Here is a 17,344-nt window from a genome sequence, read left to right as displayed (position 1 = left end):
CTTATTTTAAATTTGGGATTTATATTTTAGCTCGGACTAAAATTTAAACCTGTTTATACTCGTTTACTCCTTCAACAACTGCCTTTTCTGTTAATTCCATTAATTGGGCAAAATCATAATCTTTTACTGCCATTGCTTTGTGTGCCGTAAAAGTAAGATGGTTTCCTAAACCAACCGGAAACATACCGTAACGAACCATTTTCCAGGAATTATTAATGCTTACCGGAACAACATACGCTGATGGCGCATATTTACACAGAATTTTCAAACCGCTTTGGGCAAATTCTTTAGGTTTACCTGTTTTACTGCGGGTTCCTTCCGGAAAAATAACAGCAGATCTTTTATTTTTTTCTATATATTCAGACAAGCCTTTGATTACGGGAATCGCTTGTTTAGGGTCTTTACGGTCAATTAAAACAGATCCTCCGTGGCGTAAATTAAATGATACGCTCGGGATTCCGCTTCCTAACTCCTTCTTACTTACAAATTTACAATGAAAACGTCTAAAGTACCAAATCATTGCCACGATATCGTACATACTTTGGTGATTTGACACAAAAATAATTGGAACGCCAGTTGGAATTGTCTCTACACCGGTAACTTTATAAGTCGTTCCTACCAGATTTGTACATCTTAAAAGGCAGAGATTTAAATAATCGACACTTTTTTTGTGAGCCTGATAACCAAAAAGATTAAGGCAGATCCATTGTATTGGGTGAAAAACAGCCAAACACAATCCAAAACATAAATAATAAATTACGGAAATTGGATATGAAATTATCTTTTGCATGCTTGAAAAAATTTGAGGTCAAAAGTAATAAATATATTTTTAGCGTTAGAAAAATTGAAAACAATAACTGTTTTTATGGTTTAATTGTACCTTTGCCCCTAAAATTGCAACTTTTTTCTGAATTAAATGAACTTCACCTACGGTAAAAATGAACGCTTAAAGAGCAAAACGACGATTGGATTATTGTTTTCCGAAGGTAAATCGGTTTCAAAATATCCGCTTCGTCTGGTTTACCGTCAAGCGGAAGAAAACATTCAGGAGAATACAAAAGTCGGCGTATCGGTTTCTAAAAAGTATTTTAAGAAAGCCGTAGATCGAAATTACTTCAAAAGGGTTTTAAGAGAAACCTATCGATTAAACAAACAGCTGCTTTTAAACAATCTGGATCAGCCTTACTCGATTATGCTTTTTTACCAGACAAAAGACAGATTATCTTACGAAGAAATCAATACCAAAACAATTCAGCTGTTTGAGAAATTTGTGCAGCAGATAAACAAAACTCAGGATTCTGAAATTAAAAAGGATTTATAAAGCTTCAAAGTCAACTTTGTACGCTAAATCAGATAAAAAATTATAAAAAAATTGTAGTTTTAGCACTAAATTGAAATTTTATGCGATACATTTTCTTTTTATCTGTAATTCTTCTTGTTTTTTGTGGTTGTAATAAACAAATGGAGCCAGAAATGATGGCAATAGAATCGGCTGCTGCTCCATCGGCTGCCAATAAAAATGCAGATAAAAACATCAATCCTGCGTCGCCTGAAATTCCTCAGAAAATTATAAAACAAGCATCTCTTCGATTTGAGACCAATGATTTAGAAGAAACATATAATCAGATTCAAAGTGCCATTAAAAAGAATCAGGGAAAAATTCAAAATGATTCTGAAGGTAAGGATTATGGAACAATTTTTCACAATATAACCGTCCGGGTACCAAGCCAGAATTTTGATAACTTTATCAATACGATTTCAAAAGGAGTTTCATATTTCGAAAGAAAAGAAATTACAGCAGAGGATGTTACAGAACAATACATTGATCTGACTACCAGATTAAAAACAAAAAGAAAACTGGAAGAACGCTATCTGCAGATTTTACAAAAGGCAGTTAAGATTAGTGAGATTTTAGAAATTGAAAAACAAATTTCAATTATCCGCGAGGAAATCGAAGCCAAAGAAGGCCAATTAAAATATTTAGAAAGCAGGGTTTCTGAAAGCACCGTAACAATTGAGTTTTATAAAAATCTTCCGGAGCAGGAAGCCGTGCAGTTATCTTACGGATCAAAAGTCTGGACAGCTGTTAAATCAGGATTTTTTAGTTTGTCAAGCTTCTTCATATCAATTATCAGCGTTTGGCCGTTTGTAATTATATTTTGTGTATTAGCCTATTTTATTAGAAAAAGATTAAAAAGAAAAAAACAACAATCATGAATCGTTATTTCAAAAAGAAATTCATTATACCAACTGTTGCGACGGGATTATTATTTATTGGAACCAGTTTCAAAGAAGACTTTTTTGAGATAGCCAAGCAAATAGAAATCTTTACAACACTGTTTAAAGCGGTGAATACCAATTATGTTGACGAAACAAATCCGGGTGACTTGATGGACAAAGCTATTAAAAGCATGTTAGCAAGTTTAGATCCCTATACGGTTTACTTTAATGAACAGGATGTTGTTAATTTTAAAATTAACAACACGGGAGAATATACCGGAATTGGCGCTATGATTGCCCGCAAAAAAGATCGTTTAATTGTTCGTGAACCTTATAAAAATTATCCAGCTGATAAAGCCGGACTAAAAGCGGGTGACGAAATTATACAGATTGGCGATGTTTTAATTGCCGATTTTAAAGACGATGCGTCGCAACTATTAAAAGGAACTAAAAACACTAAAATTGCCATAAAATACCTGCGTCAGGGAAAAACTTACACAACCGAACTGGTTTTGGATGAAGTAGATATTAAATCGGTTCCTTTTTATGGAAAAATTGATGAGAAGACCGGTTATATTGTTTTGGCACATTTTAGCAGAAAGGCTTCCGCAGAAGTAAAAGAGGCTTTAGAAAAATTAAAAGCTGATGGCGCAAAGCAGATTGTTTTGGATTTAAGAGGTAATCCCGGCGGATTATTAAACGAAGCTATTGATATCTGTAACTTGTTTGTCCCTAAAAATGAAGTTATTGTAACTACAAAATCGAGAATTGAAAAACATAACAATACTTACAAAACGACTAAAGAACCAATTGACACAGAAATCCCGCTTGCTATTTTAGTAAACGGGAGGAGTGCGTCTGCTTCTGAAATTGTTTCAGGAGCTTTGCAGGATTTAGACCGCGCCGTAATTTTGGGAAGCCGCAGCTTTGGAAAAGGTCTTGTGCAGCGTTCTGTTGACCTGACTTACGGAACTCAGTTAAAAGTAACGATTTCTCGTTATTACACGCCTTCCGGAAGATGCATTCAGGCATTAGACTACGCTCACAAAGATAAAAACGGCGTTGCCCAAAAAACAGATGCCAAAAACTTCAATGCTTTTAAAACCCGAAAAGGAAGAACAGTTTATGACGGTGGAGGTGTATTGCCAGATATCGAACTGGAAGAGGCAAAAATGAGTCCAATTACCTCAGCACTTTTAAAAAATGACGGAATCTTTGATTACGCTACTACGTACTATTATAAAAACCCAAATTTAGGCGATAAAATTCCTGTCGTTACAGACGCTGACTATTCAGGATTTAAACAGTATTTAAAAGCTAACAAAATCACTTTTGATACTGAAACTGAAATCGCCCTGAAAAATACTTTGGCAGCAGCCAAAACTGAAAAAATTGACGAGACCATTGCTCCGGAATATCAACAATTATTAGCCGCATTAGAAAGAAGTGAAAATACTTTACTGGACAAAAACCAAAAAGAAATAAAAGGTTTAATTCAGGAAGAGCTTATCAAAAGATACCAATACCAGGAAGGTTTGTATCAGTTTTATATCAAGAACAATTCAGAAATCAAAAGAGCAGTAAACGTATTAAATAATCAAACTGAATATAAAACGATTTTAAAAATGTAGAAAAATGAAACTTTCCCGGGTCCTGTTTTTGTTTATTATTTACAATATATCGGCGCAGCAAAAACCAATCGAAACCGTTTACTTTGATTTCGACAAGTACGATCTTACTGAACCGCAGAGCAGAGTTGTAAATAATTTTATAAAATCGATAGACACCGCAAAAGTTGAATCTATACAAATCTACGGCTATTGTGATGATCGCGGTACTGACGATTACAACTTCAAATTATCTCATGACCGCGTTAATACCATACAAAATTTACTGATTTCTTCCGGATTAAGACAAAGCAAAATTGTTATTTTAGAAGGTAAAGGCCGGGTTGTAGTCCGGCCCGATACGGTTGAAAATTTATACGAAACCCGTTTAAGGAACCGACGGGTTGATTTGATCGTTGTAAAACGAAACAGTTTCTTAATAGAGGGTTATACTTCTTTTAAAGACAAATTGAAGGTTGGTGATAAAATTTATCTGCAAAATATTCTTTTTGAAATGGGAAGTGCCCGACTAACTTATAATTCTAAAAAAGAACTTGACAAAATCGCTCAAATACTCCAAAAGCAAAAAAATATACAATTCGAAATCAGAGGTCATGTTTGCTGTACACCAAACATCTATCAGGATGCCATTGACAAGGATACAAAAGAAAGAAAGCTTTCATGGAACCGCGCTAAAAATGTTTTTTATTATTTAAATACCCGAAAAATTTCTAAAAGCAGAATGCGCTATCAAGGCTGCGGCAATAAATTTCCCTTAAAAAGAGGCGACAGCTTCGACAGACGTGTTGAATTTTTAATTACGAAAATCTAAATTTTCTATATCAAACTAAAACACAAATACTTCAACAATAACTTTAAAAAATAGTAATTAATTGATTGAATATGAATGTTTTATTTCATTCTTAAAGAATTATAGAAAATTTACAAAATACATTATTGCAACATTGTTTCGTTTTTTTTTAAGTAAAACACAAAAAAATCTATTCCCGAATCATTTCAATATGTTCAATATCATCTTCCAGATACATTTCGCTGGACTGAACAAATCCATGACTTTCATAAAACTTTTTTAAATATAATTGTGCGCCTATTGTGATTTTATCTTTACCGAAATTAGATTTGATTCCGGCAATTGCTTCACGCATTAAATCGTGTCCCCATTTTTTATCACGATAATTTTGATCGACTACCACTCTTCCAATTGAAGCATTATCGAAACTTATTCCTGCATCGAATAAACGTGAATAGGCTACAACTTTACCATCGTATTCCCCAATTAAGTGTAAAGCTTTTTTGTCTTTACCGTCAATATCCAAATAAACGCAGTTTTGTTCCACTACAAAGATTTCACTTCTTAGTTTGAGTAAATCATATAGTTCATTTACCGTTAATACTTCAAACGGCTTTATTTTCCATTTTAATTCCATTCTTATTTTTGTTGTTAATTCACGATGATTTTCATAATCGGCAAAAAACAAAATTACGGCATTATTCTCAAATAAAAATCCCGATTACAGATTGTAAACGGGATTTTATTCTTTGGCGATTTCAATAATATTATTCCGAAGGTTCAACTCTGAGAACACATTAGATAATCGTATAAGCTTTGAATGCGGTATTTAAAACAATTTTAACCTACTATTTTTCCTAAAGTATGTTTGCAGCTTTCCGGATAAGAATTTCCATTATCCATCCAGAGTTTAAATTTCATGTTATTAAACAAATCTGACGGACTTATTCCGAAGTCTTTTATCTCGACTTTACGTTTTAAAACTTTTGGAACAATTTCATTTAAAAACCAGGAATTGTGAGTTAATAAAAGAGATTTTATTGAACCTGTAATACTAAGCGGCGATAAAAGCAATTCCATAAGTTCCTGATCATCCTCATAACTTTCTGCAAACTTCTTAAAATCATAATTTGAAACAGCTTCGTCGTCAATCGCATTTACAAAATCTGACAGATTAGGAATAAACCTGTTTTGGTAATCCGGCAGAATATGGTCTTGTTCACACATATCTTTCACGTTAATCTGTTTATCATTGGTATTGATAATAGTGTGGCCAAAAATGGGAACGATAACCCTTTTGATTCCCCACATAGTATGAAGGATTCTGTGCCTGTTGTCGCTGCAGAGTTCTTTTGTACTATCCATAAAATCATGGATTTTAAGATAATCTTCCACTACGCCTCCGCGTTTTCGAACTGATATTTGAGAATGTAAAACTGCATTCATATTAAAATTCTATTTGATCGTAATCTTCAAAATCGGCTGGATCTTCATCATCTTCATATTCCATTATATAATGAAACTTTACATTCAGAATTTCCATGAATTTTTTCGCCTGTTCTTCAGAGATTGTATCCGGAAAATTAAAATGTTCGTCTTCAGAAATTTCTAAGTTAAAATCGGAAAGATAAAATTTCTTCAATTCTTCAAAAACTTTTTGCTGATTATCTTCCTCGTAATAGAATTGTTTCACATCAAAGCCGGATAATTTTTTCATCGAAATAATATCCTGTTTTTCCTTTTCTGCTTTTGCTTCATCCAAATTATTGAATGTCGCTACAACGCTTCCTCTTACTTCTTCCTCTGGTAATATTATCAATGAATCATCTGTAAAAAAGAAACTTACTTTGTGAATTACGTATTTTGCCATGCTTTATTAATTTATTTTTATACTTTAAGTTTGATTACAACTTTTCCTAAATCATAATCTTTCAGAATGAAGTCGTTAAACTTAATTTTACAAATGTAAGTTTTTATTTACTTTTTATGTTGATTCAAAACATAGAATTCAAAAAAAATCCTGATTACAAAATGCAATCAGGATTATATTAGAAATATTGAAAACAACAAGGCTTTAAAACCTTGCAGGAAACATTATCATTTCTTTTTCATTATAATTTCCATGCTTTTGTATTCTTTTCCGTTTTTCATATCAAACATTTCTATTTTACGTGTAGCAGGATCAACAATAGTATAAATTTCTCTATAAGGAGATTTTTTTCCATTTACAGGATCCACCATTTCACCTTTGTACTCAATACTTTTTGTTCCATCATTATATTTTCCGCTACCAACCATCATTCCGGTTCCCATATTATCGATAAAAGTCGTGGTGAATTCTTTACTGGCGTTGTTATAAGCAACTGTACTTTTTCCTTCAAATGGTGCTCCCATAATTTTTCCCTGATAATTTGATTCCTGATAGCGTCCGCCCAAAATCATTTTAATGCTGGCTACAGAAGTTGATTTTTCAGGTTTCCCGTCAGGTTCACTCCAAAACGTCATTTCGCAATTCCATGTACCAGCTTCATCGGCCAATAATTTATGAGATGCTCCGGGAGTGGCGTATTCCTGCCAGGCTTTTACTTGCGCAGCAGAATCTACCGGGGCTTCAGTAGTTGCTTCTTCCGTTTTTACGCTGTCTGATTTTATACTATCAGAAACGGTTACTGTTCCATTTTCAGTTTTTACCTCTTTTTTACAAGAAATAAAACATAGTGCAATAATTACTAATGTTGTGGTTAATTTTTTCATAAGTATTTGTTTTTAGGTTTGTTACAAAAACAAAAGTAAGAAAAATATTAATGGCTTTACTTCAGGTTTCAAACTTCAGGCTGATGGTTCGCATTCAATTTGAAACTTCAATTTTGATACTGAAACAAAAAAAACTCACCGTTTATCTATTTTAACAGATTTTATAATAGCTTCGAGATCGAACATTAAATCCCGTTCCTGGTTTGAAGGCGAATAACAAAATCCTTCAATAACTAAAATCCGATTGTAAACCGGATCAACAATTGCATAATTAATGAAAGGCCCGGCCATAAAATCATTTTTAAGCTCCCATGTTCCTTTGGTTTCAAAAGCTTCTTTTCCGTCTAGAGTTGTATTCGAAAAATAAGGCGCATAAGCTTCTCCCGTAATCATTCTCGTTTTGGGTTCTCTTCCTTTGATGTAATAGCCAATAGAATCCCGCATTGCAACAATATTGCCTACAACATTACCGCGGGTTTTGAAATTATGAAGTGGAATTTGATAGATTAATAAACTTGTGTTTCCGCTGATAATATCTTTTTTCAGCCAGATAAAGTTTTTTTTATGAAGCATATATTCATATCCGGTTGGAATTTGGATATCAATATGGAATTTGTTTTTTATAACGGCAGGATTTAAAAGTGATTTGCGATTATCTTCCTGAATTTTTTCGATCTCTGCGTCTCGAATCATTTTGATGATTTGTGCCGAATTTAGTTCGATACTGCAAATTATATCATCAACAGACTTTCCGTAAATACGAAAGGTGTTGTGCGGCAAAGATTTATTATGGATTATTTCAAACTTTTCTACAGCTGATTTTTTAACTACAATTATGCTTCGGCTGTCGGTTACGAATCCTTCGAGAAGTTTAGCGGGATATTGATTGATTGTAAAAAGCGGCTCTTCCTGTGTTAAGCCTAAAACTGGAGATGCAAATTTATTTCGGATACTGTCGCCTACTTCTCCATACCACAATTGATCGTCGATAATTATAGAAATGGTATTTGTTTTTCCGGAAACAGGCTGTTGCTGTTTATCTGTCTTTAAACAGGAAATCAGCAGAAACGGAAGTATTATAAATAAAAAATGGGTTTTATTCATTTTCTTAATTTATGAAATAAAACCCAAATTTAAATAAGATTTTGAATTATCCGTTTATTTTAAGTTTCATTCCGGGTTTGATATCTTCATCTTTAATACCATTCCATTTTTTTATATCTGAAATTGTTACTCCAGGATATTTTTTAGAAATACTGTATAAAGAATCACCTTTTTTAACGTAATAATCTTCTCCCAGTGATTTTGCAGAAGCAGATTTCTTTTTAAAAGAATCTACGGCAGGGTTAACAGAGGCAATAGCAGTCGAAACAGGCTCCTGGATCTCTGTAACCATTTTAGAAACCACTAATGTTTTTCCTAAACCAATATTATTAGAAGTAAGGTCATTTAACTCTTTTAAGTCCGCAATAGTCGTACCGAATTTTTTAGCAATACTTCCTAAATTGTCTCCGGCTGCTACAACATACTCAACAGTTTGTATTGAAACTTTATCATTATCTTCTGCAGAAGCAATTGCTTCTCCGGTATTTTTCTCTACAGCAGGTAATGTTTTTGGTTCTTTAACTGCTTTTGCCGAAGAATCAATATCTGATTTAATTTTTAATGTTTTGCCTAATGCAACTGCATTTGATTTAAGATTATTCCATTTTTTTAAGTCCGAAATATTTACGTTATACTTATCAGCAATAGAACCTAAATTATCTCCTTTTTTAACTTTATAAAATTCGATATCTTTTGAAACTTCTAAAGATTTAGTGTCTTTAAGAGGTCTTCCTTTTGGTGCAATTTTCGCTGCTAAACGAGTTGGAATTGTTTTGAAATCTGCTTCATGTTTTACGTAAGCATAGATTTTATCTTCATTTGAAACAAAAGCGGCTATTTTGTCTTTTGGTAAGCGAAGAAAATTCTGCTCTCCATGATAAGCAGGCACAACATTTAATTTATAAGAAGGATTTAAAAGCTGAAGCTGTGATTGAGGCATGTCTAACAAATCTGCAATTTGTTTAAATGACATTTCATTTTTAATGGCGACCGTATCTGTCTCAAAGTTTTTCACGACAGCTCTTTCAGGGTTTATTCCGTGTTCTTTATGGTATTCAAAAAGATACATTGTGGCATAAAATGCCGGAACATAACCTTGAGTTTCTTTTGGAAGATAATTACGAATGTCCCAGTAACCTGTTTTACCGCCAGAACGACGAATTGCTTTAGTTACATTTCCGGGACCTGAATTATAAGAAGCCAAAACAAGTTCCCAGTCATTAAAAATGTTAAACATTTTTGCCATATAATCTGAGCAGGCTGCTGTAGCTTTAAGAGGATCGCTTCTTTCATCGATATACGAATCAATTTTTAAAGCGTATTGTTTTCCGGTTCCATACATAAACTGCCAAAGTCCGGTAGCGCCCATTTTAGAAACTGCTTTAGGATTTAAAGCAGATTCTACAACGGCTAAATATTTTATTTCCAAAGGAACTTTTTCTTTGGCGAATGTTTCCTCAAATATTGGAAAGTAGTATTCTGATAAAGCCATTAATCGTGAAAATGATTTTCTGCGATTTTTTAAAAATGACTTAATTACATTTTCTAACCCCTGATTGTATTCAATCTCAAAGGGAGATTTTGCATTCATTGCCGCCAGACGCTCTTTAAGCAATTCTGTTGGCAATTCTTCATCAACAGTAACATCCTTGTTAATGGTTTGAATATCTTTTGTCAAATCATCGTAGATATCTAAGCTTACTAACTCATTCATCCAAAGACTGTCTACTTTTGTCGCCAGATCATCTTTTTTGAATGTGCTTTTAATAGAATCTAAGTAAGACAACTTTACTTCGGACTTTATTTCTTTTGAAAGTTCGGCAGAAGACTGCTGTGCGAACATCGTTATGGAAAATAAAGTAGTTACCGCTAATGAAATTTTCTTTACAATCATATAACATTTTTTTAAAATTCTATAAATCAAATAATTATAGAACTGTTATTTTTGCAAACTTAAAAAGTTTAAGGCTTAAATATACGCAAAAAAATGTTAATTGTGATTTTTTAGTCTAAAATTGCTGCAATTCCAGGTAAAACTTTACCCTCAAGCATTTCAAGCATTGCCCCGCCGCCAGTAGAAACGTAGCTCATTTTGTCCTCAAAACCAAATTGTTTTACTGCAGCAACAGAATCTCCTCCTCCAACTAATGAAAAAGCACCATTTTTAGTTGCTTCTGCAATAAAATCTCCTAATGCAATAGTTCCTTTTGAGAAAGTTTCCATTTCAAAAACTCCTAACGGACCATTCCAAAGAATAGTTTTTGACTCTAAAATTACTTTTTTGAAGTTTTCTAAAGATTTTGGACCTGCATCAAGACCCTGCCATCCGTCCGGAATTGCATTTACATCTACAATTTGTGTATTTGCTGAGTTTGAAAAATCATCTGCGGCCACAACATCAACAGGAATATGAACCTGAACATTTTTTTCTTTTGCTAATCTTAAGATTTCCAGCGCTAAATCAAGTTTATCATCTTCACAGATTGATTCCCCAATTTTTCCACCTTGTGCTTTGATGAAAGTAAAAGTCATTCCTCCGCCAATAATCATGTGGTCTACTTTATCCAGGATATTTTCGATAACGGTAATTTTAGAAGAAACTTTAGAACCTCCCAAAACTGCTGTTACCGGTTTTTCACTATTTTTAAGTACTTTGTTTAAGCTTTCAATTTCTTTTGCCAGTAATGTTCCGAATGTTTTATCGTTTGGAAAAAACTGTGCAATAATTGTAGTCGAAGCGTGCGCTCTGTGTGCAGTACCGAAAGCATCGTTTACATAAATGTCTCCAAGTGAAGCCAGTTCTTTTGCAAAATCAACATCTCCGCCTTCTTCTTCAGAGTGAAAACGTAAATTTTCAAGTAACAAAACTTCTCCCGGCTGTAAATTTTTAGCAGCTGTCTGAGCTGGTTCGCCAACACAATTTTCAGCAAACTTAACCTCAACACCTAAAATTTCAGAAGCTGTTTTTAATATATGTTTTAAAGAATATTTTTCTTCAGCACCTTTTGGTCTTCCTAAATGTGACATTAAGATTACACTACCGCCTTGTGATAAAATAGTATCTATGGTTGGTTTTGCAGCTTCAATACGTGTTGTGTCTGTTACATTAAAATTCTCATCCAACGGCACGTTAAAGTCTACACGGATTATTGCTTTTTTATTTTTAAAATCGAAATCGCTTAAAGTTTTCATTTGATATTTTTTTAGATTTTTAGAAAGAAAAACAAATATAGGACTTTTAAAGTACTAATAAATTCGAATAAACTAAAAAAGAGGAAGCAAAATGAACGAAAACGTTATAAATTCACAAATAAATTGGTTTATTAAGTATTAAAAACAATTTTAGATAATAATTTAATAGGTGTCGGAATAAAAAACCTTATTTAAAATTTAATGGATTAACAAAATAATATATAAAATATACTTATTGTCTAATTTCAAAAATGAGTTATCTTTACAAAAAGAAAGAAATATCTTAAAATTTGTTTTTATTTTAAGCATTTAATCATATATCTAATACGTTTATTACAAAACTCCTGAATAATCTTATTCGGAAAATTTCAATTTCCACCGCTAGTACAAAAAACAAATCTTCCAGTATTTTCTCGAATAAGTCTTTTTATAAATGGTTGTACTATCATTTTTACAGAATTATTAATCCTTGAGCAGCTTTTTTAAGGTGGTTTTTAATTCTGCAATAGTTTTCTGACGCATATAGAAAATGTGGCAAAAAATCATCAAAAAGGTATAAACACTTAGAGATATACCACATCTACTGCTTAGATTTGCACACCAATTTCAATTAAATATTCTAACTAAAGCCAATGAAAAAATTCTTTCCGTTGTTTTTTTTAAGATCGTTTTTTGTTCTAAAAAGCAATCTTAAAAACCCATTTCCTGTATTACTATGTTTTATTGCATTTTTAATTACAGTTTCTTTAAAAGCACAAATATCCGAAAATGACCCCAGTAAATATGTACCAAATATAATACCTCCTTCTCCAACAGCTTATGGTTTAGGAACATATGGAAACACTCCGATTGGTCTATTTACAGGATCGCAAAACATCAGCATACCTCTTTATACTTATAAAACTGCTAATCTTGAAGTCCCTCTTACTATGTTCTATAGTTCTAACGGAATTAAAGTAGATGAAATTTCATCAAATGTTGGACAAAGCTGGAACCTTAGTTTCGGCGGTGTTATTACAAGAATCGTAAGGGACAAACCGGATGAAACCAGAGGAGATTTTCCTATTCCAATTTCAATAACAGAAGTAATGGGACGCTACTCTCCTCCTGCTTTAAATTTCTACCAATATATTGGTGAAAACGATGTTGATAGTGAAGCTGATATTTTTAATTTCAATTTTGGAAAATATTCCGGTAAGTTTATCATTAATAATGAAGGGGGCGTCATTTTAATGCCGGCACAGGAATTACAAATTGAATATACATTAACCTCAGAAAGTATAAATTTTGTAGTTACAACACCTGATGGAGTCAAATATTATTTTGATAATCAGGAAACCACAACCCAAAGAGTTTTAGGAGGCGGTCATTCCATTCCTAATATAACAGTTTCATCCTGGTATTTAAGCAGGATCGTTCACCCAAAAGGTGATGAGATCTTGTTTACCTTCAATGATGCTGTTTCTACTTATACCACATCAAAGTCGCAAACTTACAGAATGCTTTACCCTCGTATTCAATACGATGCGGCAGGTAATCTTGAGCAGCCCTCAGGAGGGTTAAGTCCTATGTATGAGCACACTATAAATCTGACAGGCAAAGCAATAAAGTCAATTAAAAGTACGAATCCTGCTTATGGGGAAGTTGCATTTACTTATTTATCAGCTTCAAGTGCAGATGTAACATCCGGCAATAATAAAATAGCTCAGATTACGATAAAGGACAATGCTGCCGCAGAAATTGACCGTATCAATTTTACATACACTACAACTCCAAATAACAGGGTCTTTTTGGATAAAATCCAGTTTAAAGATGTGAACCAAAACTATCAGTTTGAATACAATAGCAGAAATAGTTTTCCGGCAAGATTATCTTTAAGCCAGGACCATTGGGGTTATTATAATGGAAAAACTAATACTAATATCATACCTGCTGTTACAGCTTATGAATTAGGATCTGTAAATTATAACGGTGCCAATAAAGAGCCCGATGGGAATTTTGCTAAAATAGGTTTATTGACTAAAATAACGTATCCAACAAAAGGATATACCACATTTGATTATGAACCTAACGATTATTACGGCCAAATCACGGTTCAGCCGAGCAGACTTTATCAGTCTATGAGTGCCGTTACTTTAGAAGATTCAAACAGTGCTTCATCGCAGTCTATATATACTAACGGCGCTAACGCACAAAAGATACCCATTATTGCCGCTACAAGTTTCTACTGCTCAGATCCGGATTTGAATGTAGGCAAAAACAAGGCCACTATAAGTGTTTATAATATTACTGCAGGCACATACGAACCCCTTTTCAGAACCGATAATAATGCTGATATAAGTTCAGGCTTTTATAGCATAACCCCAAATACAGCTGCTGCGCTTAAAAATTTCTATTTTTCGGCTGCAGCAAATCAAACGTATCGTATAAGTTTAAGTTCTGACTGGTTTTGTACTTCATCAACACTAAATTACAGCTACTTACCTGAACCTGTTATTACTCCCGGCAATGTTGTTACAGGAGGAATAAGGGTGCAGCGTACCTCAGATTATGCTTCTGCCTCATCAGCTCCGGTAATCAAAAGGTTTTGGTATGCGAAAAAGGACGATCTGAACAAATCAACCGGTAGCAAAGGACAGGATCCTTATTATATTGATCTTTATAAAGTTGAGAAAACCATAGGATCCGGAGGTGCAGGAATGCAGGGTGTGATAACTACCGCTACTTATTTAAATTTATCTTCAAGCAGTTTGTCATCATTATTTGATACGGGAAGTTCAAATGTATTTTATAATTATGTGACGGTTTCCTATGGATCAGATTCTTTTTTAAACGGAGGAGAAGAACACGAATTTATTGTTCACCGTGATGGCGGCGACGGTTTTGTCGTAGGAATGTATGATATAAGAAGTGTTCCTCTATCTAACCTGGGCTGGGATAATGGTCTTGAAAAAAAAGCAACCTATTTTAATAAAGATCTTAAAACCATTAAGCAGACCATAAATGAATACGAAGAAAAAACAGCTTTAAGAAAAGAAGCCATATCCTACAGCGCCAGAAAAAATTATGAAAAAATTGCTTCGGCAGGTGTTACGTATGAATGTACAACTGCAGATCTGACCAAAAGAACACCCTATTCGTCCTGTGTTGCAAATCACACACATCAAATACTGATGAATGAAATATTTTTCGGAGATGGTTACACATGTATCGCGCCTGGCCATGACAACAGGACTATATATTTCGAGCATCCTTGTTATGGGGCTACACTTCCAAAAACCATTACTAACCTAGCCGCAATTGACAACCTGAGCATTGTGTCATACAAAAACTATGGGTTCTGGCATTACTTAAAATCGACTCAGGATATTACTTATGATACTAATGGAAATAATCCCGTAACTACAACTACAAATTATAATTACAGGGGGATTAACCATACCTTATTATCATCACAGACATCCACTAATTCTAATCTGGAAACACTGGAAACCAAATATTTTTATCCAAAAGATGCTGAAATGGCCGCTGAACCATTCGTAAGCGAGCTAATAGCTGCTAATATGACTGGAATGCCGCTCGATACACAAAATTTCAGAAACACAGCAAAATTATCCGAACAAAAAACGGTTTACGAAAAAAGCACAAACACAAGTAATATATTACTGCCAAGGTATATGTATGCCAACAAAGGAACTGCTGCTTTGGTCACTGCAGATAAAAAAATCACTTTTGACCAGTATGATACTAAAGGGAACATATTACAATATACTCTTGAAAATGGTATGCCAACAGCAATTATCTGGGGATATGGACAGACAAAGCCTATTGCCAAGATTGAAAATGCTGCTTACAGCGAGGTTACTTCATATGTAGCAAACCTGCAGGCAAAGTCTGACTCAGGAACCGAAGCTGACCTGATCACGGCACTAAACGCATTAAGGTCTGCACTTCCAAATGCCATGGTTACTACTTATACACATAAACCGCTTATAGGGGTAAGCACAGTAACAGACCCAAAAGGGTTTACGGCCACTTATCAGTATGACAGTAATAACAGACTGGAACTGGTTAAGGACAATAAGGGCAATATCCTTTCAGAAAATCAGTACAACTACAAACCATAAACCAAAAGCACTATGAAAAATTTCCTAAAACTTCTTTTGGTTTTGTTTCCTTTTATGGCAAACAGCCAGACACAAACGGAGAATTACATCAAAACCGTTACTTATAAAACAGCAAGTACCATAAAAATAACAGCACCAACGATTACACAGGCCGCACAGACTGTAACCTATTTTGACGGATTGGGAAGACCGGTGCAGAAAATAGATTATCAGCAGTCCCATTCAGGAAAAGACATCGTGACCCATATGGAATATGATAGTTTTGGAAGACAGGCCGAAGAATACCTGCCTTTTAAGGCCGAAACTTCTGCCATGGCTTTTGATGCTGCCGCCAAAACAAAACTGGTATCTTATTACGGAAGCCCTAACCAGGCGGTAAACGGAAANGCCTTTTAAGGCCGAAACTTCTGCCATGGCTTTTGATGCTGCCGCCAAAACAAAACTGGTATCTTATTACGGAAGCCCTAACCAGGCGGTAAACGGAAATCCTGCCCTTGAAGCCACAACAAACCCTTTCAGCCGAAAAGAACTCGAGTCTTCTCCCCTAAGCCGTGTCCTGAAACAGGCTGCTCCTGGAAATGACTGGAAATCAGGATCAGGACATGAGATAAAAATCGATTACCAGACCAATATTGCCAGCGATGTAAAACTTCTTACAGCCACAACTACATGGAATTCTGCTTCCGGACTATATGATATTTCATTTGTAAACGGCGGGTATTATGCCGCTGCACAGCTTTTCAAAACCGTTACTTATGATGAAAATACTGCTGCTTCTCCCCTTGAAATCAACGGATCGACGGTAGAGTTTAAGAATAAAGAAGGACAGGTTGTTTTAAAAAGAACTTACGATGCGGGGGTCAAACATGATACTTATTATGTCTATGACATTTACGGAAACCTGACTTATGTAATTCCTCCAAAAGCAGACGGCACTATTACCGCTGCCGTACTTAATGATTTATGTTATCAGTACAAATACGATAATGAAAACCGACTGGCGGAGAAAAAACTGCCGGGAAAACAATGGGAATTTATTGTGTATGATAAACTGGACCGTGTTGCGGCAACAGGTCCTGCCAATTCCCCTTTTTCAGATTTAAGCACTGTGGGATGGCTTATTACCAAATACGATGCTTTTAATCATCCTGTCTATACAGGATGGTCAACAACTACGGCAGCAACAGCTGCCGGAAGGATTACCCTGCAGACAGCCCAGAATAGCGCGTCGGTAATTAACGAAAGTAAGCAGACCAGCGGGACTATAGACGGTATTGCCGCATATTATACCAATGCTGTGGCGCCAACGGCTTTTAAACTGCTTACTGTTAATTATTACGACAACTATACTTTTCCAAGCACCCCTCTTATTGGTGTGCCTTCATCTGTAGAAGCACAGACTATATTAACATCAGCACAGATAAAAGGACTTGCCTCTGCCTCATGGACAAGGGTTCTTACCACCAGCACCGCTGCACTKRGGAGGTTATACGTATACAGACAGTAAACTGGACTTTTTAGGCAAACCA

At 34.5% G+C, this 17,344-nt stretch carries 14 protein-coding genes and 1 pseudogene; 7 read left to right on the top strand and 8 right to left on the bottom strand.

What is annotated here, in order from left to right; all coding sequences use genetic code 11:
- Positions 1 to 43 precede the first annotated feature (43 nt).
- On the bottom strand, positions 44 to 790 hold the full coding sequence (locus tag ASE21_RS07220; protein WP_057121928.1) for a lysophospholipid acyltransferase family protein: 747 nt from the start codon (positions 788 to 790) through the stop codon (positions 44 to 46).
- Between the two features lie 126 nt (positions 791 to 916).
- Between ASE21_RS07220 and rnpA the strand changes: the two genes are divergently transcribed.
- The 4 genes from rnpA to ASE21_RS07200 all read left to right on the top strand — a co-directional run bounded on the left by rnpA (position 917) and on the right by ASE21_RS07200 (position 4,659).
- A complete protein-coding gene (rnpA, locus tag ASE21_RS07215) occupies positions 917 to 1,321 on the top strand; it encodes a ribonuclease P protein component (protein ID WP_057121927.1) in 405 nt (134 codons plus the stop codon).
- Positions 1,322 to 1,473: 152 nt separating this feature from the next.
- Positions 1,474 to 2,217 carry a DUF4349 domain-containing protein gene (locus ASE21_RS07210; protein ID WP_242410236.1) on the top strand — a complete coding sequence of 248 codons (744 nt, stop codon included), beginning with the start codon at positions 1,474 to 1,476 and terminating at the stop codon, positions 2,215 to 2,217.
- Complete coding sequence (locus tag ASE21_RS07205) at positions 2,214 to 3,851, top strand: S41 family peptidase (RefSeq protein WP_057121925.1); 1,638 nt, start codon at positions 2,214 to 2,216, stop codon at positions 3,849 to 3,851. The genes ASE21_RS07210 and ASE21_RS07205 overlap by 4 nt, the downstream gene beginning before the upstream one ends.
- 4 nt (positions 3,852 to 3,855) lie before the next feature.
- Positions 3,856 to 4,659 carry an OmpA family protein gene (locus ASE21_RS07200; protein ID WP_057121924.1) on the top strand — a complete coding sequence of 268 codons (804 nt, stop codon included), beginning with the start codon at positions 3,856 to 3,858 and terminating at the stop codon, positions 4,657 to 4,659.
- 169 nt (positions 4,660 to 4,828) lie between these two features.
- On the opposite strand, the gene ASE21_RS07195 is transcribed toward ASE21_RS07200, so the two are convergent.
- The 7 genes from ASE21_RS07195 to ASE21_RS07165 all read right to left on the bottom strand — a co-directional run bounded on the left by ASE21_RS07195 (position 4,829) and on the right by ASE21_RS07165 (position 11,688).
- Positions 4,829 to 5,275: a GNAT family N-acetyltransferase gene (locus ASE21_RS07195; RefSeq protein WP_057122357.1), complete on the bottom strand. Its 447-nt coding sequence runs from the start codon at positions 5,273 to 5,275 to the stop codon at positions 4,829 to 4,831.
- A 203-nt stretch (positions 5,276 to 5,478) separates the two neighbouring features.
- Entirely contained in the window at positions 5,479 to 6,084 is a 606-nt protein-coding gene (locus tag ASE21_RS07190) for a DUF6915 family protein (protein WP_057121923.1), read from the bottom strand.
- Between the two features lies 1 nt (position 6,085).
- The gene (locus tag ASE21_RS07185; protein WP_057121922.1) at positions 6,086 to 6,508 is read right to left on the bottom strand and encodes a hypothetical protein; all 423 of its coding nucleotides are present in this window, start codon (positions 6,506 to 6,508) and stop codon (positions 6,086 to 6,088) included.
- A gap of 227 nt (positions 6,509 to 6,735) precedes the next feature.
- Positions 6,736 to 7,392, bottom strand: a complete 657-nt coding sequence (locus tag ASE21_RS07180) for a DUF1579 domain-containing protein (protein WP_057121921.1) — start codon at positions 7,390 to 7,392, stop codon at positions 6,736 to 6,738.
- Between the two features lie 135 nt (positions 7,393 to 7,527).
- Entirely contained in the window at positions 7,528 to 8,496 is a 969-nt protein-coding gene (locus tag ASE21_RS07175) for a DUF4837 family protein (protein ID WP_057121920.1), read from the bottom strand.
- A 46-nt stretch (positions 8,497 to 8,542) separates the two neighbouring features.
- A complete protein-coding gene (locus tag ASE21_RS07170; protein WP_057121919.1) occupies positions 8,543 to 10,390 on the bottom strand; it encodes a LysM peptidoglycan-binding domain-containing protein in 1,848 nt (615 codons plus the stop codon).
- Positions 10,391 to 10,500: 110 nt separating this feature from the next.
- Positions 10,501 to 11,688 carry a phosphoglycerate kinase gene (locus ASE21_RS07165; protein ID WP_057121918.1) on the bottom strand — a complete coding sequence of 396 codons (1,188 nt, stop codon included), beginning with the start codon at positions 11,686 to 11,688 and terminating at the stop codon, positions 10,501 to 10,503.
- A gap of 632 nt (positions 11,689 to 12,320) precedes the next feature.
- Here ASE21_RS07165 and ASE21_RS07160 point away from each other — a divergent pair.
- The 3 genes and pseudogenes from ASE21_RS07160 (at position 12,321) to ASE21_RS22245 (ending at position 17,322) form a co-directional block, all read left to right on the top strand.
- Entirely contained in the window at positions 12,321 to 15,815 is a 3,495-nt protein-coding gene (locus tag ASE21_RS07160) for a hypothetical protein (protein WP_057121917.1), read from the top strand.
- Between the two features lie 12 nt (positions 15,816 to 15,827).
- A pseudogene (locus tag ASE21_RS22250) lies at positions 15,828 to 16,201 on the top strand (DUF6443 domain-containing protein); the annotation flags it as partial.
- 26 nt (positions 16,202 to 16,227) lie between these two features.
- Positions 16,228 to 17,322: a DUF6443 domain-containing protein gene (locus ASE21_RS22245; RefSeq protein ID WP_057121915.1), complete on the top strand. Its 1,095-nt coding sequence runs from the start codon at positions 16,228 to 16,230 to the stop codon at positions 17,320 to 17,322.
- The last annotated feature ends 22 nt before the right edge of the window (positions 17,323 to 17,344 follow it).

This window comes from Flavobacterium sp. Root901 (genome assembly GCF_001429765.1).
Classification (GTDB): domain Bacteria; phylum Bacteroidota; class Bacteroidia; order Flavobacteriales; family Flavobacteriaceae; genus Flavobacterium.
Note: the sequence above shows the minus strand (reverse complement) of the source record. Positions and strands in the feature narration are given on the sequence as shown.